The following is an 18,612-nucleotide window of genomic DNA, read 5'->3' as shown; positions in this document are numbered from 1 at the left end:
ACGCTCGTCAGTCCGACCCGGGTTCGTCTAGCTCTTCGGGCCACTCGGCTTCCTTCCCGAAGAACGGCACGCCCATCTTGTGGGCCGACCGGGAGATGAGGTGGGAACCGGTCGGCGCGGTGATGAACAGGAAGAGGATGCCGACCAGCGAGGTCAGGCCCGCGCCCTGCGGGCCGTAGTAGGCGAACGCCGCGAGGAACATCGAGGACGCCCCCAGCGTGGTCGCCTTGCTGCTGGCGTGCATTCGGTTGTAAACGTCGGGGAACCGGAGCAGGCCGACGGTGCCGACCAGCAGGAAGAAGCTCCCGACGACGACGAGCGCCGCGACGACGAACTGTTGAATCACGTTCATTCGATGATGTCACCCTCGATTACGTACTGACTCACTGCGATTGTGCTGATGAACCCGATGATGGCGAGGACGAGACCCACCGTGACGAACAGGCCTTCGCCGGTCGAAACCGCGAACAGCGCCGCGATTGCCACGACGTTGGTCGCGATGGTGTCGAGCGCGACCACCCGGTCGGGGACCGTCGGCCCGCGGATGACCCGGTAACCCGCCAGTAGCGTGAGCGCGGCGGTGAGGACGAGCGCGCCGTACACGACCGTCCCGAGCAGTTCACTCGCCATCGGACTCACCTCCCTCCGACCGGTCGGTCCCAGCGCCGGAGTCCTCGCTCCCGACGGTCGGTCCGCCGTCCGCGCGCCCGCCGCGGGACGGGACCGGGACCTCCGGCACGGGGTCGCCGGGCTTGCGGTCCTCGTCGAAGATGACCAGCGCGTAGTCCTCCCACGTGCGGATGGGTTCGACCACGGCCTCGCGGTTCCGGCCGGTGATACCGTGTACGTACAGCGTGTTGGTCTCGTCGTCGTAGTCCATGGTGAGCGTGCCGGGAGTCAGGGTGATGGAGTTGGCAATCGTCGTGATGGCCGCGTCGGTCTCGACCCGGAGCGGTACGACCACCACGTCGGGGTCGATGGGCATGCTCGGCGCGAGGACGCGGTACGCGACGTCGAAGTTCGCGGTCGCCAGTTCCTTGAGGAACACGCCGACGTAGAGCAGCGCGTAGGGTGCCGCCCGGAGGTTCCGCGTGAGCGAGGTCCGCTCGGTGTAGAACCGACGGAAGGCGAACGCGACCGGCAGCCCCAGAGCGAGACCGATGAGGAACTCGCCGAGAACGTCGGCCGGGTCGAGCGAGACGCCGCGGACGAACAGCCAGAGGACCGCCAACAGGACGCCGATGACCGGCCACTTCCGGGGCTTCACGCGTGACCACCTCCGTTACCGAGGACGGCCTCGACGTACTCCTGTCTGTCGAGCGCGGCGTGAGCGCCCGCCTCGGCGGCCCGCATCACCACGTCGAAGCCGACGCCGAGGACCGCGATGGCGAGTGCGAGAGCGACCACGACCGCGACCAGCGAGAACTTGGCCTCGCCGTGCTGGACGAGCAGCGGCGGGTCGCCCCAGAAGCCGCGAGTCCACGCCCGCGAGAAGTACGCGATGGTCAGAATCGCGCCGAACAGCGCGACCCCCAGCGCGGGCCACGACTCGACTCGCCCTGCCGCGTCGAACACGAGCATCTTGCCGAAGAAGCCCGACAGCGGCGGGATGCCGATGAGCGCGAGCGCGCCGACGAAGAACCCGCCCGAGAGCCACGGCGCGGTCTCGGTCAGGCCGCCGAGGTCGGGGAACTGCTCGGTGCCGACCGCGTCGTACACCGCGCCGCTGGCCATGAACAGCAGGCTCTTGGCGAACCCGTGGTTCAGCGCGTAGACCAGCGCGGCCGCGACGCCGAGGACGCGAATCTCCTCGGTCGGCGCGGTCGCCGCGATGGCCAGCGGCAGGACGATGAACCCGACCTGTCCGATGGACGAGTACGCGAGCAGGCCGTCGATGTCGTCGCGACCGACCGCGCCGACGCCGCCGACGATGATGCTCGCGGCCGCCATCACGAACAGAACCGGGCCGTAGAACGCCAACAGCGCGCTCCCGTCGTCCGGGACCGCGAAGCCCGGAAGCGACACGCCGGAGAGCGCCGCCGCGCCGAACACCGTGAAGTAGACGCGGATGATGGCGTAGACGCCCACCTTCTTGACGACGCCGGCCAACATCGCCGAGACCGGCGCGGGCGCGGCGCGGTACGCCGCGGGCACCCAGAACTGGAACGGCGCGAGTCCGGCCTTCAGCGCGAAGACGGCGAACAGGAGCGCCGACAGGCCGAGGACTGGGGCGATTTCCCCGCCTCCGAGACCGTACGCGGCCGGGTCGGCCACGCGCCGGGAGAGGTCGGCCATGTTGAGCGTCCCGGTGGTCGCGTAGAGACCGCCGATGGCGAGCAGCATGACCGCGCTCCCGACGAGGTTGAGGACCACGTAGTGGAGCGCGGCGCGGGTGTGTTCCGGACCGCTGTAGAACACCACGAGGACGTAACTCGACATCAGCATCACCTCGAACCAGACGAACAGGTTGAAGATGTCGCCGGTGAGGAACGACCCCGTGACCCCGACCAGCATGAAGTGGAACAGGGGGTGGTAGGAGACCCGCTGACCGTACGTATCGACGTAGCTCGCCGAGAAGACGAGCGCCGCCAAGGCGACGACCGCCGAGAACGCGAGCATGAACGCCGACAGGGAGTCGGCCACGAGCGTGATGCCGAACGGAGCCTGCCACCCCGAGAGCTGGTAGCTGAACACATCGGCCGTACCGAGCGGGTCAACATTCGAGACCAGCCACGCGACCGCCCCGAGGTAGCCCAGACCGCCGAGCAGACTGACCGAGACCTGCACCCGGTCGAACCGCCGGGTCAGCAGGGTAGCGATTGCGGTGAGCAGCGCCACGAGGAGCGGCGCGACGACGAACTGCTGGCTCATGCGCTATCACCCAGTTCGATCAGGTCGATGGTTCCGTGTTCCTCGTACACCCGGTACGTGAGGACGAGCGCGAACGCGGTCGTCCCGAACCCGATGACGATTGCGGTCAGCACGAGCGCCTGCACCAGCGGGTCCGTGACGCCGTGACCGCCGCCGTGTCCGCCGTGCCCGAGGATGGGGACGGCCCCGGAGAGACCGCCCATCGTCACGAGGTAGACGTTCGCCGACTGGCTGATGATGGTGACCCCCCACACGACTCGGACCACGTCCCGGCGCAGGACGAGGAACGTCCCGAGCGCGAACAGCACGCCCAGCACGGCGGCGAGGACGAACTGCGTCATTCGGTTCCCACCACCGCGAGAATCGTGAGTAGCGCGCCGACCACGACGAAGTAGACGCCGAGGTCGAACGCGAGCGCGCTCGCGACGTGGAGTTCGCCGTAGATGGGCAGGTGGTGCAGGACCCAGAAGTCCTGATAGAGGAAGTTGTAGCCGAACAGCAACGGGACGAGACCCGCGACGGCGGCCACGCCCAATCCCACCCCGAAGGCGAGTTGGTAGTTCTCCACGATGCCGTGTTCGACCGACTCCAGCAGGGGTTCGCGGTTCTGGTGGAGCAACTCCTCTTCGAGGTAGTCCAGCCCGTAGATGACGTATATCAGGGCGAACGCGGTCACTGTCAACACCCCGCCGATGAACCCGCCACCGGGGAGGTTGTGACCCTGCAACAGCAGGGCGATGGCGGTCACGAGGATTAGCGGTACCACTGTCCGGGTCACGGTTCGTGCGATTACCGTACTCATTGGGTCTCACCTCGCTCTCGCATCGCAACTAGCGTCAGCACCGAGAGGGCGGCCATCGCGACGACCGATATCTCGCCCATCGTGTCGAACGCTCGGAAGTCCACGAGGATGACGTTGACGACGTTGCCGCCCCCGCCCTCGGAGACCGCACGCTCGACGAACTCGTGGGCGATGCCGTCGTCGGGCGTCGCCGCGGTCGAGACCAGCACGGTCACGAACACGGTCGCGCCGACGACCGCCGAGAGGACGCCGTCGCGCATCATCTTCCCGCGGCCCGCGTTCCCGTAGAACGCCGGGAGTTTGTCGAGGACCATCAGGAAGATGACCAGCGTGAGGGTCTCGACGACCAACTGGGTCAGCGCGAGGTCAGGGGCGGACGCGAGGACGTAGAACACCGCGACCATGAACCCCAGAATCGAGAGGGTCAGCACGCCCGAGATGTGCGAGGGCGCGATGGACACCGCAATCGCGCCGACGATGGCGACCCCCAGCACGAGCGCGATAGGGAGGGTGACGGCGAAGTCCGTGAAGTCGGGAAGCGCGACGCTCGTCGCGGCGTATCCGGCGAGCGCGAGGGCCGCGACCGCGGCCATCGCCCACGTCACGTAGGTCCGCAGCAGACCGTTCTGGACGACCTCGCTCGCCGTGTCGCTCCAGTCGTTCAGACCGAACACCGCCGAGTCGTAGTACCAGTTGGCGCGCAGGAGGTCTACGTCGGTCAGGCGGTTCACGCCGCGGTGAAGCCGACCGTAGAAGGGGTAGGCCGCCGCGCCGAGAGCGATGGTGACCGCACTCATCGCGGCCGCCGGGGTGAGGTGGGTCGGGACGTGATAGCTGAAGCCGCCGTGAAGGTCGGCCTCCGGCGGGAGCGTACTCGCCCAGACTTCTTCGACGAAGTGGTCGAACGGCGCGAAGTGAACTCCGAACGTGCCGAGGACGCCGCCGAGGCTGATGAGGCCCGCGACGACGCCGAGGACGAGCGGGGGCACGAGCATCGTCTTGGGCGGCGAGTGGACCTTGTGGAGGCCCGTCGGCTTCTCGCCGAAGAACAGCATCAGGAACCGGATGGAGTAGAGGAAGGTGAAGACGCTCCCGAACACCGCGACCGTGGGGTAGAGCCACGCGAGACCGCCCGCGTGCGCGGCGGCCTCCCACGCGGCCTCGAACAGGAGTTCCTTGGAGTAGAAGCCGTTGAACGGCGGGACTCCGGCCATCCCGAGTGTCGCGACGGCCGTGATACCTGCGGTTATCGGGAGGTCGTCCTTCAGTCCGCCCAGATTCTCTATCTTGCGAGTCCCGGCCTCGTGGGCGATGATTCCCGCCACGAGGAACAGCGCGGCCTTGAACGCCGCGTGGTTGACGATGTGGAACGCGCCGGTCTCGCCGCCGAGTTCGGAGACGAAGCCGAACCCGGCCACGATGAGACCGAGGTGACTGGCCGTCGAGTACGCCAGCAGTTCCTTGATGTCGGTCGCGCCGACCGCCAGAATCGCGGCGACGGTCATCGTCGTCAGTCCGAGGACGGCGAACAGTAACTGCCACTCCTCGCCGACCAGAATCGGTCGGAAGCGCCCGAGGAGGTAGACGCCCGCCTTCACCATCGTGGCCGAGTGGAGGAACGCCGAGACCGGTGTGGGTGCCTCCATCGCGTTCGGCAGCCAGATGTGAAGCGGGACCTGCGCGGACTTGGCGGCCGCGCCGATGCCGAGGAGTCCGAGGACGGGCAGGAAGAGTCCGGCCGCCCGGAGTTCCTCCTGCACCAGTTCGGGGTGTTCTAGCATCCAGACGATGCTGAACGCGTTCGCCCCGGAGGTCACGTCGAGCAGCACGTCGTGTAGCAGCAGGAACCCCACGAGCATGAACAGGCCGCCCGAGACGGTGATGAGCATCGACTTCCGGGCGGCGTACTGCGAACTTTTCTGTCGCTGGTAGTGACCGATGAGGACGAACGACGAGAGACTGGTCAGTTCCCAGAAGACGAACAGTGCGACGAGGTCGGCGGCGAACGCCACGCCGAGCATCGACCCCATGAACGCGAGCAGCGCGGCGTAGTACTTGGCCTGTGCCGGTTCGCCGTGCATGTAGCCGCCGGAGTAGGTGAGGATGAGGACGCCGACGCCGCTGGCCAGAAAGCCGATGAGCAGCGAGAGTCCGTCGACGTAGAGACTCACCGAGACCCCGAGCGAGGGAATCCACGGGACCGAAACCGCGCCGTGCGTGCCGTACTGGCTCGCCACGAGACCGAAGCAAGCCAGCGCCACCGCGGCCGCGTAGTAAGCGGTGCGCTCGCCCAGTACCCGATAGACGAACGGCACCAGTGCGGCGGCCACGAACGGCAGGAACACGACGGCGAGTACCGCCGACGCTGCCGGGTCCGGTGTCGGTTGCACGTGCGAGACTCGCCTCGGACCGGACTTAACAGTTCTCAAATTTGGGTCGCGGTCTCGGGATTGTCTACGAGTGCGCCCGCATGCGAAAGATGATTCAGCTACGGTCCCGTGCGGGAGCAGTCTCACGGCGTAGAGAATCCCTCGCACGGTAGCCACGCGATTCCGTCAGCTTTTATTGTCGTGTCGAGTACCCCCAACATGGATAAACTGAGGCAGTCGCTGCTCGACGCGCCGATCATCGAGAAAGACGGGTACCACTACTTCGTACACCCCATCAGCGACGGGATTCCGATGCTGGAACCCGGCCTGCTTCGAGAGATAGTCATCCAGATCATCCGGAAGGCCGAACTGGAGGACGTGGACAAAATCGTCACACCCGCGGCGATGGGCATCCACATCTCCACCGCGGTGTCGCTGATGACCGACATCCCGCTGGTGGTCATCCGCAAGCGCGAGTACGGACTGGAGGGTGAAGTCGCGCTCTCCCAGCAGACGGGCTACTCCGAGAACGAGATGTACGTCAACAACGTCCACGACGGCGACCGCGTCCTCCTCCTCGACGACGTTCTCAGTACGGGCGGGACGATGAAGGCCATCACCGAGGCGCTCGAACACATCGGCGCGGACGTGGCCGACGTGCTCGCAGTCATCAAGAAGGAGGGTCCAAACGAACTCGACGACACCGACTACGACGTGAAGACGCTCATCAACGTGGACGTGCGGGACGGCGAAGTCGTCATCACCGACGAACACGGCGACGGATAGGAAAGCGAGAAGTGGCCGCTACCGGGTTCGAAGCGGGATTAGCGGTCTTTTCATCGACGTTTTGCAAGCGAGCGTCCGGAGGGCGCTCGCGCAGGAAAAGGTCGTCGTGAAGACGCTCATCAACGTGGACGTGCGGGACGGCGAAGTCGTCATCACCGACGAACACGGCGACGGATAACGTCCGGTCCTCTTTTCGGTTCGACGCCACAGTTCGGTTGCCCCACGAGCGACGTCTCCGTCCCTGTAACCCGGAGGTCTGCAGCAGGTTCGCGGCCGAAAAGCGGAGGGTGGATTCGCGGCCGAGGGGCGTGAACGGTTCTCGCGTGGGTATGTGTGTTATTCTCCGAGTAAATTCATGTTCCCCCGGACCTATGTGCGAATACAATGTACGTAGCTTCCCAATCGCGGACAGGTCGAACCGCTACAGACGTGAAGAAGGGTCGAATCAAACGGCGAACGACGCAGTTCGCGTTCCTGTAATCGGCCTCGAAACAGTCGATTTTAGATCTTTTCCTCGTCCGACAGAGTAGTCGGACAGTCGCGCGCGGACGGCAGCCACCTCGTCGGAGAGCGGCGCGGAGATGGACAGCGAGCGCCTTCCGGCGATGCCCGCCCAGAGAACGCCGGTCGACAGCGCACCGGACGCCGAGAATGCAATCCCCACGTTGTAGAAACTCGCGCCGTAAACGACGCCGAGCGCGGCCGACGGGAGACTCGTCCCGAGCGAGAAGACGAGGTCTTGCCAAATCACGAGTCCACCGCCGCGGAGAGAGCGTACGCAGTCATCACCGCTCAGTAGACCGGTCGCGGGTGTGACGCTGGTCCGTGTCCTTGTGTCGTCCCCGCCCGGTGTTCGGTAGGGGAATGGGCGTGAGCAATCGCGGTGGGTCGTGCGACCTCACGGATTCGAATCCCTGCACCGTTCTCGGTCTCGCGTCGCTGGACACGAGAACGGGCGTGACGGGATTCGAACCCGCGGTCAGGAGGTTAGGAACCTCCTGCCCTATCCACTAGGCCACACGCCCCCGACGAAAAATGGCGGATTATTCGGAGTCGGTGCTGGTGTTCGTCTCGGTCGCGGGTTCCGTCTCGGTCGCGGGTTCCGTCTCGGTGGCGACCGAGTCGGTGCCGCTCTCCTGCATCTCGCGGAGTTCGTCTTCGACTTCCTGACGCCCCTTCTTGAATTCGCCCATGGCCTCGCCCGTCGAGCGCGCGAGTTTCGGAATCTTGTTCGCGCCGAACAGCAGGACGGCGATGAGGAGAATCACCATCATCTCCATCCCGCCGGGCACGGGTCCGAACAGTGGAATCATCTGTACCATCTCTACGTTAGGATAGCTTATTCTGGATTATAGGCTTTTTGCTAGTTCCTCGGACGCGAGAAGACGGCCGAACGCATCAAGAAGGACCGTTGAACTGTCGGTCGAGTTGCAGTCCGCCGCCGGGACGAGGGTCGTCGTCGTACAGGAGTCTCCCCGTCGTAGGCTTCTCTGGCGGTCCAACGAAATTCGGAACTGTCTTTTCGTGGATGCGTATAGTGAGACACGTAATGGTAGAAGTTGGCGACGACGCACCTGATTTCACTGCACCGCTCGCAAACGGCGACGTAACGGAGTTCACGTTCTCGGACCACTTCGACGAGGCGCCCGTCGTCCTCGCGTTCTTCCCGGGCGCGTTCACCGGGGTCTGCACGACAGAGATGGCCACCTTCGAGCAGAGACTCGACGAGTTCGAGGACGAGGGCGCGACCGTCTACGGTGTCAGCGTGGACGCGCCGTTCTCGCTCAACGAGTTCCGCGACCAAGAGGACCTGAGTTTCGGTCTCGTCAGCGACTCCAACAAGGAGATTATCGACGCCTACGACGTGGAGATGGACTTCGCGGACATGGGCTACTACGGCGTCGCCAAGCGCTCGGTCTTCGTGGTCGACGGCGACGGTACCGTCGTCTACAAGTGGGTCAGCGACGACCCCGGCGTCGAACCCGACTACGACGAAGTCCTCGAATCGTTCGCGAGCGCCGAGAACTAATCGAGAGAGACCGCGGTCGGTATTTTGCTGACTTCGTTCGTGACCCAACAGTACCCGGTCGTGTGATAGGACCGTCTCTCGTCGTTCGATTTTCCGACGTAGACACGTTACTGTGAACGCGTCGTACCCGTGAGACCGACCGGATAGTTCCATCTCGACACGGAACTTCGATTGCTTTGCTTCGAGGTCGGTCCCAGTCGAAACGCACGAAACAGTTTCCAAAGATTTCAATCTCCACCACACTTCAAACTTCCTATCATATGAATAAGAAAATTAATTATCTGCTCGCCGCCCATAATCGAATTATGGACAACACGGAATTAACCAATCTGGTCGAACGCGAAGTGGGCGACGAACTCCGAGACGTCCTCCACAAGCGAAGCGATATTCTCGACGCAGTCGCCGACCGACCTCGGACGAAGCCAGAACTCATCGACATCGTAGACAAATCACGGTCGACAATCGACCGTGGCGTCGACGACCTCGAATCCGTCGATTGTATCGAACGTCGCAACGGAGCGTATCACCCGACGACGAAAGGACGTCTGGCGTTGGCAGAATACGCTGATTTCACCGAAATCACGAATCGCCTCGAGACGGCCGGTGAGATCCTGAACCACCTTTCGTCAGAGAACCCCATCAGTCGCGTGTTCCTCGAAGACGTCACGATACATTCTGCGAATCCACACGTCCCCGGAGCAGCACTCGAAGAGCGCAACGAATTGCTTCGGTCGTCTACGCGGATGATCGGTCTCACGCCGACCGCTCTCTGCTCGTTTCCCGACACCCTCGCGGAGGTCGTTCGCGACCAGTCCATCACGATCGAGATAGTCGTGGAAGAGGCCGTGTTCGAATCGCTCTCCGAGGTGAAAAGCGACCGAATCACGGCACTGGTGGCGCACGACGACGTTACGTTCTACACGTTCGAGGGAACGCTACCCTACGCACTGTGGGTGATGGAGCAGGAGGACGACACGTACGCGGGTATCACCGTGTACGAGAACGGTGGCGTCCAAGGGGTATTGATAAACGACACGACCGAGGCAGTCGCGTGGGCCGAGCGAGTCTACCAGAAGTACCGCACGCGGGCAAACTAAACAGCGTCGCTGCGGAAACGGAAGAATCGTACGAACCCGCAATGGGTCTGGACTGACCTTCGAAGGATAACTGTCCTCCGACGACGGAGAGTTTCTCGACTCCACCCGGCTAGTCTCTGCGAGTCGAAGAGGACCTTCAGCGGAGCGCTGCTTCGGGGAGCCGTCGTATTCCAAAATTATTTCTGTCACGTTTGACCGCAAACCGGGACTCGTCTACCGACGACCGGGCCTACTCACGCGTAGCGAAGAAATCGTCACGGTCCGGTAAGTAGGATATTGTTCGTGTTACGGCCAATAGATGATTTAATCATGTCTCAGTGTTTATTCCAAATTGCGATGTCAGAAGAAAAAGGCAGTGATGATAGCAGCGAACAGACCCTCCCCCGACGAAAGATGCTCCTGACCACGGGCCTCCTCAGCGCAGGCGCAGTTGGCGTTCCCGGTGTATCCGCCGCTCAGGACTCCGGTTCGTCCCCCAAGATCGACGAGGAGGACTTCTCGTGGAGCGAAGTCGACCACAGCAAGTGGGAGGCAGTGCCGCAGGGCGATACGCCGCAGTCGCAGGTGTACGGCGCCGAAGTCGCCCAGTCCAACGACCGGATTACGACGCAGGCGTTGCCGGAAATCGTCATCTTCAGCAAGGACATCCCGTCGTACGTGCCCTACATCGGCGGCGATACCCTGACGGTGAAGATCGTTCCGACCCTGTCGTGGCAGGCGGTTTCGCTCGACGTCGTCGTCTGTCTCAACAGCAGTTGCGTCTCCGTCGGTGGGTTCGGCATTGAGAAGAAGAACTCGGACGTGTGCGTCGACTTCAAGCACGGTAGCGTTCCGCTCGATATCGGAATCTGTGCGAACGCTTCGTGGGACGGCGGTTACGACGTCACCCTCAGCATCGACGCCGAAGTCTGCGTGAAGTACACCAACTTCTGCGTCAGCGGTTCGGTCATCGACGCGGAAATCTGAGGCGAAGGCCATACGCACCCGTTCCCTGACCGTGTGCCAATTTGGCACACGGACAGACTGCTCGACCGTGCGAACCGGCAACTCGAACGCAGGGACGGTTCGAGTTCGGGTATTGATCCTCGTCCCGAGTTATTTCGTCGCAATCGTCAGACCGGAACTTCGGAGGCGACGGTATCGACTCGCTGCTCGTGGTACTCCCGAAACGGGACCGCCGAGATATCGAGAAATACCGGCCGCCCTTCTCGAACTCCTTACAGAATGTCCGGTGTGAATGGATACCGCCATTCCTGCCCACGAAGCGCTTTGACTGCCGCTACGAGACAGAACACCGTATTGAGAACCACCAATAGTAGCGTCCCCAAGGCCGCGAGTATGACGAACCAATCCGAGACCATTTTGAGACCAAACGCCATTACGCCGAGCAGAGCGCCGACCACCAAGACGAAAATCTGCCAGTTTAACGCGTTTCGGGCGTTCGTTTTCGTGAACGCCGCATCGGACAGGAGATAGACTACTCCTACACCGAGAATTCCGAAAACGAGACCGAGTAGATGTACGATCGTCCCGAAAATCGTTCGCTTGGCAGCGCTTCGGTCCTCCGAGGACTCCGTTACTGAATCCATATGGAAAATTTAGACCCCAATACACATATATTTATTGCTTAAACGAATGTTTATGTTGGCGGCGGCTGACCAGCCGTCAGTTACGAACGGGACATCGACTGCGGTACTCTTCGATTCGCCGTCCGCGTCCAACACTCGAGTCGGAGTTGCTGTCACCTGCATCCCCAACAGCAGTGACCAGACCGCTCCGACGACCGAGACGCTCGCAGTCGGGAAGTCGTGCGACACTCCGGTCGTACACGGTAGCTGAACGAGTCTCGACCGTGGTGGGCGTATCGTGGGGGTAGCCCACCAACCTACGGCTTGTAGTGTTCGCGGTGGACGACTTCCTCCGTCCCGTTCTGGATCGCTGTCACGACGATTTGGTCACCCGTCGGGTTCAGAGTGACGACTGCCCACGACCCGGACCACGAACCGGTGAACTCGGCTTGGTACCCGCTTACGGTCGCCTCGACCCTGATTTTGTTTGCTTCGATGCCGGGTGAGTCAGTGAGAGAGACCGTCGCCGTGTGTTCTCTCGGGTCGCCGTACGTAATCTCCTCGACGACGCTCGCGTTCTCGTCTTCGATCGGTTCCTCGAACACCGTCTCCGGGTTCTCGGGTACCTCGTTTTTCTCTCCGACCCAGAAGACGCGCCACTCGCCACCTTCGGTAACGAGGACCCACGTGTTCGTCTTCGGGTCGGACCCCGATTTCTTCAGTTCGACGGTAACGAGGCTGATGTCCGAGTCACCGATGTCGTTCCGGAGGTCGCTGTTATCGAACTGTACCGAGGCGTACTTCAGTTTAAATATATCTGCTACTGACCCGTTTTTGGTTACGATTTCGGTTTCACCCCGGGTTCGGCCCTCACTGATGTTGAACATGACTTTATCCTGAGCGAGGGCGTTCTGCATCGGACTCGAACTGTGGACGATGTCTCTCATCGCGTCCAGGTCGTCGTTTTTAGCCGCGGCGAGGTACGCGTCGATTACCTCCGTGGGGTCACCCGTGCCGTCACCCCCGGAGCCGTCGGTATCGGTGGTAGTCGTGGAACTCGTACTGTCGTTCTCGTCGGTGGTCGTTTCGGTGCCGTCGTTTCCTGTCATGTCGGTGGATCCGCTTATGCAACCCGCGAGGAGGGACGGTACAGCGGCGCCAGCAGTGACCAAATACGTTCGGCGGTTCATAGCCGATTACAACTTCGGTGCGGTGCGAAATAAACAACACGCGATTTTGGCGGACGCCAACCCACGTTTACCGGTTAGGCCCGCCGGTCGCCAACGTCCTCCGGTGAAAAATGCGGTTCAGACCGGCACGAAACAGGTCTCCCATCCCGGAAGACGAATTTCGGTTCGTGAACGCATCTGACGGTGACTCTCGCTATCGGCACCCGATTTTACGCCTGCATATTCGAATTTGACGCCCGCCAAACAGTAGAAGCATTTAATTTACGGAGCCGATATAGTTACAACGACGACACGATGTCATCCCTTCCAGAGTGGATCGGGGACCGAATCGACGTCGGTCTCGACAAGAAGCTCACCCAACGTCACGTCGTCGAGACCATGATCGAATCGGAGCGTCCGTTCTTCTCGATTCGACAACTCGAGGCACTCGTCAAGCCCGACGTGAGCAACGAGACGGTTCGCAACCGGCTGGACGAACTCCGAGAAATCGACGTCGTAGCCGCAGAGACGTACCCCGAGTCGATCACGCTGTACTACGTGAACTACTCCGAATCGGACTGGCCGCTGTCGCCCGAAGGTAAAGATGCACTCGAAGACGACACACCGCTCGAATCGCTGTCGGCGGCGGACTTTCTGCGTCTCAGAAACCCGGCCGGAATACGAACGTTAGTCCTCGCTGGCTTCCAATTGAGCCTGTTGCTGTTCTGTGCCGGAACGGTCCTGATGCTCTTCGCGGTCGATGCACCGGTCCAGAACGACCACGGACTGTGGGAAGCCGCCGGCAACCTCCTCGTCGCGTGCGTAGTCCTCCTCCTCTCGGAGCGAATCGTTCGGAAAGTTCGCCACGACGGCCCTCGCGGAGTGATTCCGCGACGGTTCGTCTCGAAGTAACGGATTCGGAGCCTCCAACATCAGATTCCAACACATGTCACGGAAACCCAACTCCGCCTCGCCGAAATCGCCCTCGACCCAACCCGGACCGTCACTGCTCGCAGAGCGGTCGCTGCTGGGAATCTTCGTTCACGTCATCGGTCTCCTTTCGGGGTTCGTCGGACCGTGTTTCGTTTACTGGGTGTCGGACCACGAGTTCACGCGGGCCAACGCTCGCAACGCGCTCAATTGGCAACTGTTCCTTACCCCAGCGTTCCTCGTCGCAACCGCCGTCGTCGCCGTACCGATGGGCGTGTCGAACTGGTTCGAGATTCCGGACGTAATCGAGTTCGTCCTGTTCGTTCCCGTGGCCGTCGTCGTCGTCGCCTTGACGCTACTCAGTCTGATGGCGTTCGTGTTACCAATCGTCGCGACGGTGAAGGCCATCTTCGGCAAGACGTGGGAGTACCCCATAGCGCCGGACTTCGTGTCGCGAGTGGGCGGACTCACGTGACCGCTCTGGGTCGACGCGACGCAAGACAACTGCCCGGTCGGCAGCGTTCCCGTTCGGTCCGGTCGAGACTCGCCACCGAAACCGATACTCGTCGGACGTTCCTCGAACACCGACGACGTTCCAGCCGAGGGCTTTTTCCGCTAGACCACGACGTACAAAACATGAGCGAGACCGAAGACACCGAGCAGTCTGACGACGAAGGTCGCGCGTACGACCCGCAGGCCGACCACGCCTTCCCCGACGAACGCCTCAACGAAGTTCTGGAGTTCGTCGAGAACGACCCCGAGATTCAGACCTACCTCCGGGCTCAGAACGTCAACCCAGTGAACCGGAAAGGGTACAACGACCACGGCCGCAAGCACATCGAGATCGTGCGGAACCGGGCGCTATCGCTATACGACCTGCTCAAGCGGGGCGACGTCGAGTTCAACGGCGCGTCCCAGCAGGGACTGGAGGAGGCCGACGAGAGCGTCATCGTCGCGCTCGCCGCGACTATCCACGACATCGGTCACGTCGTCCACCGCGACGAACACGCCTACTGGTCGATTCCGCTCGCGGCCGACCTGCTGGACCGAATCCTGCCCGAGTTCGGCTTCTACGACACCGAGGAGGTCGTCCGCGTCAAGGGCGAAGTCCTCCACGCTATCCTCTGTCACCACACCGAGGAGGACCCCCTCACGACCGAGGCCGGAGTCGTCCGGGTCGCCGACGCGCTCGACATGGAGAAGGGTCGCTCGCGGATGCCCTACGAGAAGGGCGGTCGAGGCATCGACACGGTGTCGAGTCAGGCCATCCAGCGCGTCACGCTGATGCAGGGCGACGCAGTGCCGGTGCTGGTGGAAATCGAGATGCTGAACGCCGCGGGCGTCTATCAGGTGGACAACCTGCTGAAGGCGAAACTCCGCGACTCCGGACTCGAAGACGACATCCGTATCATCGCGGTCAACATCCGCGAGGACGGCAATCAACTGGTCGAGCGCGTCGAACTCTAAAACCGAATCTCGAACCGCGCGCCACCGCTCTCCGACTCCGTTATGCGGACCCGCCATCCGTGAGCGTCGGCGATTCGCTGGACGATAGCTAACCCCAGTCCGGTCCCGGTCGCGGCGGTGGTGTACCCGTCTTCGAACACGCGGTCGCGGTCCTCGACGGGGACGCCGCGGCCGTCGTCGGCGACGAAGAACCCGTCCTCGAGGTCGAGCGTCCCGACGACGACCGTCCTCTCGTCGTGGTCCACGGCGTCCTCGTTGGCGTGTGAACGAGGACTCGCGGAGCCGTGCTCCACGGCGTTCCGGAAGCAGTTTTCGAGGACGTGGTTCAGCAGTTGCGGGTCGGCCTCGAACTCGGTCGAACCGGCGACCGAGAGTTCCGCGTCGTCCGTCTCGACCTGCTCCCAAGCGCGATTCGCCCGCTTCCGTAGTTCGACCGTCCTCGTCGTGGCAGTCTCGTCCGACTGGACGAATTCGAGGGCTTCGGAGATGATGGATTCCATCCGCTGGAGCGACCTGACGAGGGGTTCGGCGTGTTCGGACTCGACCAGTTCCGCCCGTCCGAGAGCGACGTTCAGAGGGTTGCGGAGGTCGTGACTGAGGAGACCGGCGACGGTTTCGAGTTGGGCGTTCTGGTTCCGAAGTCCGATTTCGGACTGTTTGCGGTTCGTGATGTCCACGTGCATGACCAGCGCGTACCGTTCGCCTGACTCCTCGAACTCGATACCGCGCATCGTGAACCATCGGTCGCCCCTCGGCGTCGGACAGAAGTACTCCACCGAGACGCGCTCCCTGTCGCCGTCGAGGAGCGCTCGGAGTCGGTCGGCGATTCGAGACGCTTCGTCGTCTCCACCGGCCTCACAAACCTCGAGATAGTTCGTGCCGACGTGGTCGTCGGCGACTGCGCCGGTTTCGGTCGGGAACTCGCGCCACGCTCGGTTCGTGAACACGATGTCTCCCGTCCCGTCGAGTATCGCCACCTGACTCGGAAGCACGTCCAACCCCGACAGAAGCATCGAGTCGTTGACGGTCACGAACGGAGGATAGTATCGTCAGAGCTTATATTCCGGGGGTCGTTATCAGAGCCGACACTCACGCGATTTCGCGGTAGACCTCTCGGAGGCGCTCGACCGCGTTCTCGACGCTCACGTCGTCGCGACGGGCGAGACACGTCTCTCGGAGTCGCTCTCGGTCGGCCAGCGTCCGGCGAATCGCGTCCCGGAAGTCGTCGATGTTCCCGCTCTCGTAGTGGTAGCCGGTCTCGCCGTCGTCGATGGTGTTCGCCAGCGCGCCCGCGTTCGCACCGACGACGGGCGTCCCGCAGGCGTTTGCCTCCAGCGCCACCAGCCCCTGCGTCTCGACCGGACTCGGGAACGCGAAGGCGTCGAGCGCCGAGTAGAACGCCGCCATCTCCTCGCGGTCGAGGAACCCGAGGAACCGAGCGTCCGCGCCGAGGTCCTCCGCCTGCGCTTCCAAGTCCGCGCGGGCGGGACCGTCGCCGCCGAACACCACGGTCACGTCCATCTCCGAGGCGGCGGCGACGAGTTCCGAGAGGCGTTTCTCGTAGCCGTGGCGACCGGTGTAGCCGACCAGCGGTCGCTCGCCGTCGAGGTCGTATCGGGCCAGAAAGTCGTCGGTCTCGACCGGTTGGAACCGCTCGGTGTCGATGCCGTTCGGGACGACCTCGACGGTCGTGTCCACGCCGACCTCCTCCGTGAGGTGGTCGCGAGTCGCCGCGGAAGGTGCCAGCACCGCGTCGGCCCGACCGAAGAACCAGCGCTCGTAGGCTTCCGACACGCGCCCGACCAGCGACGCGATGGAGTCGGTGGGCGAGACGTACTCGGCGTACTCGCTGGTCGGCGTGTGATAGGACGCGACGAGGGGCACGTCGTTGTCGCGCGCGAGTCTGAGACCGCCAAGACCGATGCTGAAGGGCGTGTGTGCGTGGACGACCTCGGCGTCGCGGACCGCCTTCGGAATCTTCGGGGTGCCGAGGCGGAACCCGTCGTAGAACGGGAACGGGAGGCTCCCGACGGGGTGTTCGCCGTCGGTGGGTCGGTGGCCGTCCGCGTTGGGGTAGACCACGTCCATCCGGCCGCCCGCCCGCTCCCAGCGGTCGCGCCACGACGCGATAGTGTAGGTCACGCCGTTGACGGTCGGCAGATAGGTGTCGGTGAACGCGGCGACCTGTTCCATTACTGGCTCCTTTGGCAACCGATACTTAAGACCTTTTGAAGTTGCGCTACCACAGAGACGTTCGAACTCGGTCGTCGATCACGTCAGTTTCCGGTAGAGCGCGACGAGGTCCTCGCCCACCGCGTCGAGTTCGAACTCCCGACTCTTCTCCGCGGCGCGCGCACCGAGTCGCTCGCGCAAGTCCGGGTCGCGGAGACGGTCGAGTTTCGACGCGAAGTCGCCGACTGCGCCGCTCGACTTCAGGCAGTGGGTGTCGTCTTCGAGCCAGTCGTACGTCGGGATGTCGCGGATGAGCAGCGGTTTCCCGCAGGACATGGCTTCGAGCAGCGCGATGCCCTCGTTCTCGTTCTTGGATGGCCAGAAGAACACGTCCCCTGCCGCGAACGCGCCGCGGATGTCCTCCACGTAGCCCGTGAACTGGCAGTTATCGGGGGAGTTTTCGACCAGTCGCTTGGTGTCTCGACTCTTGAGCAGGCGGTCGAGTTCGCCGCCCGCGGGGTTCAGGTAGCCGAACCAGACGAAGTCGAGGTCGGGCATCTCGCGGGCCGTCTCGACGAAGGCTTCGAGCCCTTTGCGCTTGATGACGTGGCCAACGTTGAACACCACCGGTGGGTCGAGGTCGTAGCGGTCGAGATACTCCTCGCGGAGGTCCTCGTCGTCGGCCCCCGCCACCTTGTCCGGGTCGAACCCGTTGCTGATGACCGTCTTGGGCGCGTCGGCGTACTCCTCGACGACCGCCCGGTTGTGGTCCGACGGGCAGACGAGGTGGTCGGCCTGCGAGTAGGCGTACCGGAGGTAGGGCTTCATCGGCCGGGAGAGCGCGTTCGAGAACGCGAAACTCTCCCGGAAGTCCGCTGCGGTCTGGTGGGTGTGGACGAGGACCGGCACGTCGGCGCGTCGGGCGCGCTTGGCGTAGTACAGCGACTTCGGTCCCATGTTGTTGAGGTGGAGCAGGTCGGCGTCGAGGGTGGGTTCGGTGGTGTACTCGATACCGCGTCGGTCCATGATCTTGCGCTGGTTGTCCACCGACTGGACGTGGCCGCCCGTGATGTACTTCTCCCACTCGAAGTAGTGGCTCACCTTCATGGTTCGAGTCCGATTTCGCACCCGAAACCGCCGATTCCGGGGTCGTTGCGCGCGCTCACTGTCGGACGGAAAACACGGACGCGACAAAACCCTACCGGAACGCGGTCGGCGAGCGCGCACAACACCGTCGATTTCACCCGCAGAAACCAAAAAGTATTTTAGTCATTCGGAGAATGACCCCGATGGGGCAACACAGGCACTTTCTATCCTTGTCCTGTCTCGCCCCGGAAACCCCCAACCCCCCC

21 protein-coding genes and 1 tRNA gene are annotated in these 18,612 nt (G+C 63.1%); 7 read left to right on the top strand and 15 right to left on the bottom strand.

Going from position 1 to position 18,612, the window contains the following annotated elements:
* Positions 1 to 7 precede the first annotated feature (7 nt).
* Genes mnhG through mbhE form a run of 7 tightly spaced genes read right to left on the bottom strand, consistent with a single transcriptional unit; the run spans position 8 to position 6,063 of the window.
* Positions 8 to 352, bottom strand: coding sequence for a monovalent cation/H(+) antiporter subunit G (gene mnhG / locus NGM06_RS10820; RefSeq protein ID WP_254266969.1), 345 nt, complete (start codon positions 350 to 352; stop codon positions 8 to 10).
* Entirely contained in the window at positions 349 to 630 is a 282-nt protein-coding gene (locus tag NGM06_RS10815; protein WP_254266968.1) for a monovalent cation/H+ antiporter complex subunit F, read from the bottom strand. Before NGM06_RS10815 ends, mnhG begins: the two co-directional genes overlap by 4 nt.
* Entirely contained in the window at positions 620 to 1,267 is a 648-nt protein-coding gene (locus NGM06_RS10810; RefSeq protein WP_254266967.1) for a Na+/H+ antiporter subunit E, read from the bottom strand. Before NGM06_RS10810 ends, NGM06_RS10815 begins: the two co-directional genes overlap by 11 nt.
* Positions 1,264 to 2,871 (bottom strand): complex I subunit 5 family protein, encoded by a 1,608-nt coding sequence (locus NGM06_RS10805; RefSeq protein WP_254266966.1) that lies wholly within the window; start codon positions 2,869 to 2,871, stop codon positions 1,264 to 1,266. Before NGM06_RS10805 ends, NGM06_RS10810 begins: the two co-directional genes overlap by 4 nt.
* The gene (locus tag NGM06_RS10800; RefSeq protein WP_254266965.1) at positions 2,868 to 3,212 is read right to left on the bottom strand and encodes a sodium:proton antiporter; all 345 of its coding nucleotides are present in this window, start codon (positions 3,210 to 3,212) and stop codon (positions 2,868 to 2,870) included. The genes NGM06_RS10805 and NGM06_RS10800 overlap by 4 nt, the downstream gene beginning before the upstream one ends.
* Entirely contained in the window at positions 3,209 to 3,673 is a 465-nt protein-coding gene (locus NGM06_RS10795; protein WP_254266964.1) for an MnhB domain-containing protein, read from the bottom strand. Before NGM06_RS10795 ends, NGM06_RS10800 begins: the two co-directional genes overlap by 4 nt.
* Positions 3,670 to 6,063, bottom strand: coding sequence for a hydrogen gas-evolving membrane-bound hydrogenase subunit E (gene mbhE / locus NGM06_RS10790; RefSeq protein ID WP_254266963.1), 2,394 nt, complete (start codon positions 6,061 to 6,063; stop codon positions 3,670 to 3,672). The genes NGM06_RS10795 and mbhE overlap by 4 nt, the downstream gene beginning before the upstream one ends.
* Before the next feature lie 198 nt (positions 6,064 to 6,261).
* Between mbhE and hpt the strand changes: the two genes are divergently transcribed.
* Positions 6,262 to 6,828, top strand: coding sequence for a hypoxanthine/guanine phosphoribosyltransferase (hpt, locus tag NGM06_RS10785; RefSeq protein WP_254266962.1), 567 nt, complete (start codon positions 6,262 to 6,264; stop codon positions 6,826 to 6,828).
* A gap of 445 nt (positions 6,829 to 7,273) precedes the next feature.
* On the opposite strand, the gene NGM06_RS10775 is transcribed toward hpt, so the two are convergent.
* From NGM06_RS10775 to NGM06_RS10765, 3 genes are all read right to left on the bottom strand, one after another.
* The gene (locus NGM06_RS10775; protein ID WP_254266961.1) at positions 7,274 to 7,579 is read right to left on the bottom strand and encodes a hypothetical protein; all 306 of its coding nucleotides are present in this window, start codon (positions 7,577 to 7,579) and stop codon (positions 7,274 to 7,276) included.
* A 201-nt stretch (positions 7,580 to 7,780) separates the two neighbouring features.
* Positions 7,781 to 7,853 (bottom strand) — tRNA-Arg (locus tag NGM06_RS10770).
* A gap of 18 nt (positions 7,854 to 7,871) precedes the next feature.
* Positions 7,872 to 8,150 carry a Sec-independent protein translocase subunit TatA/TatB gene (locus NGM06_RS10765; protein ID WP_254266960.1) on the bottom strand — a complete coding sequence of 93 codons (279 nt, stop codon included), beginning with the start codon at positions 8,148 to 8,150 and terminating at the stop codon, positions 7,872 to 7,874.
* Between the two features lie 227 nt (positions 8,151 to 8,377).
* Between NGM06_RS10765 and NGM06_RS10760 the strand changes: the two genes are divergently transcribed.
* The 3 genes from NGM06_RS10760 to NGM06_RS10750 all read left to right on the top strand — a co-directional run bounded on the left by NGM06_RS10760 (position 8,378) and on the right by NGM06_RS10750 (position 10,920).
* Positions 8,378 to 8,857, top strand: coding sequence for a redoxin domain-containing protein (locus tag NGM06_RS10760; protein WP_254266959.1), 480 nt, complete (start codon positions 8,378 to 8,380; stop codon positions 8,855 to 8,857).
* Positions 8,858 to 9,162: 305 nt separating this feature from the next.
* Positions 9,163 to 9,954 carry a helix-turn-helix transcriptional regulator gene (locus tag NGM06_RS10755; protein ID WP_254266958.1) on the top strand — a complete coding sequence of 264 codons (792 nt, stop codon included), beginning with the start codon at positions 9,163 to 9,165 and terminating at the stop codon, positions 9,952 to 9,954.
* A 336-nt stretch (positions 9,955 to 10,290) separates the two neighbouring features.
* Positions 10,291 to 10,920 carry a hypothetical protein gene (locus tag NGM06_RS10750; RefSeq protein WP_254266957.1) on the top strand — a complete coding sequence of 210 codons (630 nt, stop codon included), beginning with the start codon at positions 10,291 to 10,293 and terminating at the stop codon, positions 10,918 to 10,920.
* 251 nt (positions 10,921 to 11,171) lie between these two features.
* On the opposite strand, the gene NGM06_RS10745 is transcribed toward NGM06_RS10750, so the two are convergent.
* Together NGM06_RS10745 and NGM06_RS10740 are read right to left on the bottom strand one after the other, a co-directional pair.
* On the bottom strand, positions 11,172 to 11,543 hold the full coding sequence (locus NGM06_RS10745; protein ID WP_254266956.1) for a DUF4870 domain-containing protein: 372 nt from the start codon (positions 11,541 to 11,543) through the stop codon (positions 11,172 to 11,174).
* A 296-nt stretch (positions 11,544 to 11,839) separates the two neighbouring features.
* Positions 11,840 to 12,631: a hypothetical protein gene (locus NGM06_RS10740; RefSeq protein ID WP_254266955.1), complete on the bottom strand. Its 792-nt coding sequence runs from the start codon at positions 12,629 to 12,631 to the stop codon at positions 11,840 to 11,842.
* A gap of 375 nt (positions 12,632 to 13,006) precedes the next feature.
* On the opposite strand from NGM06_RS10740, the gene NGM06_RS10735 reads away from it, so the two are divergent.
* The 3 genes from NGM06_RS10735 (at position 13,007) to NGM06_RS10725 (ending at position 15,088) form a co-directional block, all read left to right on the top strand.
* Positions 13,007 to 13,603 carry a hypothetical protein gene (locus tag NGM06_RS10735; protein ID WP_254266954.1) on the top strand — a complete coding sequence of 199 codons (597 nt, stop codon included), beginning with the start codon at positions 13,007 to 13,009 and terminating at the stop codon, positions 13,601 to 13,603.
* 34 nt (positions 13,604 to 13,637) lie between these two features.
* Positions 13,638 to 14,096, top strand: coding sequence for a DUF4870 domain-containing protein (locus NGM06_RS10730; RefSeq protein ID WP_254266953.1), 459 nt, complete (start codon positions 13,638 to 13,640; stop codon positions 14,094 to 14,096).
* 161 nt (positions 14,097 to 14,257) lie between these two features.
* A complete protein-coding gene (locus tag NGM06_RS10725) occupies positions 14,258 to 15,088 on the top strand; it encodes an HD domain-containing protein (protein WP_254266952.1) in 831 nt (276 codons plus the stop codon).
* On the opposite strand, the gene NGM06_RS10720 is transcribed toward NGM06_RS10725, so the two are convergent.
* From NGM06_RS10720 to NGM06_RS10710, 3 genes are all read right to left on the bottom strand, one after another.
* A complete protein-coding gene (locus NGM06_RS10720; RefSeq protein WP_254266951.1) occupies positions 15,085 to 16,119 on the bottom strand; it encodes a sensor histidine kinase in 1,035 nt (344 codons plus the stop codon). The two genes, NGM06_RS10725 and NGM06_RS10720, sit on opposite strands and share 4 nt — an antisense overlap.
* 58 nt (positions 16,120 to 16,177) lie before the next feature.
* The gene (locus NGM06_RS10715) at positions 16,178 to 17,281 is read right to left on the bottom strand and encodes a glycosyltransferase (RefSeq protein WP_254266950.1); all 1,104 of its coding nucleotides are present in this window, start codon (positions 17,279 to 17,281) and stop codon (positions 16,178 to 16,180) included.
* A gap of 78 nt (positions 17,282 to 17,359) precedes the next feature.
* Complete coding sequence (locus tag NGM06_RS10710; protein ID WP_254266949.1) at positions 17,360 to 18,367, bottom strand: glycosyltransferase family 4 protein; 1,008 nt, start codon at positions 18,365 to 18,367, stop codon at positions 17,360 to 17,362.
* Positions 18,368 to 18,612: the final 245 nt, after the last annotated feature.

Origin of the sequence: Halorussus aquaticus (assembly GCF_024218795.1) — an archaeon.
GTDB lineage: Archaea > Halobacteriota > Halobacteria > Halobacteriales > Haladaptataceae > Halorussus > Halorussus aquaticus.
This window is presented reverse-complemented; position numbering and strand designations above follow the sequence as displayed.

What these genes read in the sequence shown, in the direction of transcription:
- mnhG (WP_254266969.1), bottom strand. Translation starts at nt 352, where the DNA reads ATGAACGTGATTCAACAGTTCGTCGTCGCGGCGCTCGTCGTCGTCGGG.
- NGM06_RS10815 (WP_254266968.1), bottom strand. Translation starts at nt 630, where the DNA reads ATGGCGAGTGAACTGCTCGGGACGGTCGTGTACGGCGCGCTCGTCCTC.
- NGM06_RS10805 (WP_254266966.1), bottom strand. Translation starts at nt 2,871, where the DNA reads ATGAGCCAGCAGTTCGTCGTCGCGCCGCTCCTCGTGGCGCTGCTCACC.
- NGM06_RS10800 (WP_254266965.1), bottom strand. Translation starts at nt 3,212, where the DNA reads ATGACGCAGTTCGTCCTCGCCGCCGTGCTGGGCGTGCTGTTCGCGCTC.
- NGM06_RS10795 (WP_254266964.1), bottom strand. Translation starts at nt 3,673, where the DNA reads ATGAGTACGGTAATCGCACGAACCGTGACCCGGACAGTGGTACCGCTA.
- hpt (WP_254266962.1), top strand. Translation starts at nt 6,262, where the DNA reads ATGGATAAACTGAGGCAGTCGCTGCTCGACGCGCCGATCATCGAGAAA.
- NGM06_RS10765 (WP_254266960.1), bottom strand. Translation starts at nt 8,150, where the DNA reads ATGGTACAGATGATTCCACTGTTCGGACCCGTGCCCGGCGGGATGGAG.
- NGM06_RS10760 (WP_254266959.1), top strand. Translation starts at nt 8,378, where the DNA reads ATGGTAGAAGTTGGCGACGACGCACCTGATTTCACTGCACCGCTCGCA.
- NGM06_RS10755 (WP_254266958.1), top strand. Translation starts at nt 9,163, where the DNA reads ATGGACAACACGGAATTAACCAATCTGGTCGAACGCGAAGTGGGCGAC.
- NGM06_RS10750 (WP_254266957.1), top strand. Translation starts at nt 10,291, where the DNA reads ATGTCAGAAGAAAAAGGCAGTGATGATAGCAGCGAACAGACCCTCCCC.
- NGM06_RS10745 (WP_254266956.1), bottom strand. Translation starts at nt 11,543, where the DNA reads ATGGATTCAGTAACGGAGTCCTCGGAGGACCGAAGCGCTGCCAAGCGA.
- NGM06_RS10740 (WP_254266955.1), bottom strand. Translation starts at nt 12,631, where the DNA reads ATGACAGGAAACGACGGCACCGAAACGACCACCGACGAGAACGACAGT.
- NGM06_RS10735 (WP_254266954.1), top strand. Translation starts at nt 13,007, where the DNA reads ATGTCATCCCTTCCAGAGTGGATCGGGGACCGAATCGACGTCGGTCTC.
- NGM06_RS10730 (WP_254266953.1), top strand. Translation starts at nt 13,638, where the DNA reads ATGTCACGGAAACCCAACTCCGCCTCGCCGAAATCGCCCTCGACCCAA.
- NGM06_RS10725 (WP_254266952.1), top strand. Translation starts at nt 14,258, where the DNA reads ATGAGCGAGACCGAAGACACCGAGCAGTCTGACGACGAAGGTCGCGCG.
- NGM06_RS10715 (WP_254266950.1), bottom strand. Translation starts at nt 17,281, where the DNA reads ATGGAACAGGTCGCCGCGTTCACCGACACCTATCTGCCGACCGTCAAC.
- NGM06_RS10710 (WP_254266949.1), bottom strand. Translation starts at nt 18,367, where the DNA reads ATGAAGGTGAGCCACTACTTCGAGTGGGAGAAGTACATCACGGGCGGC.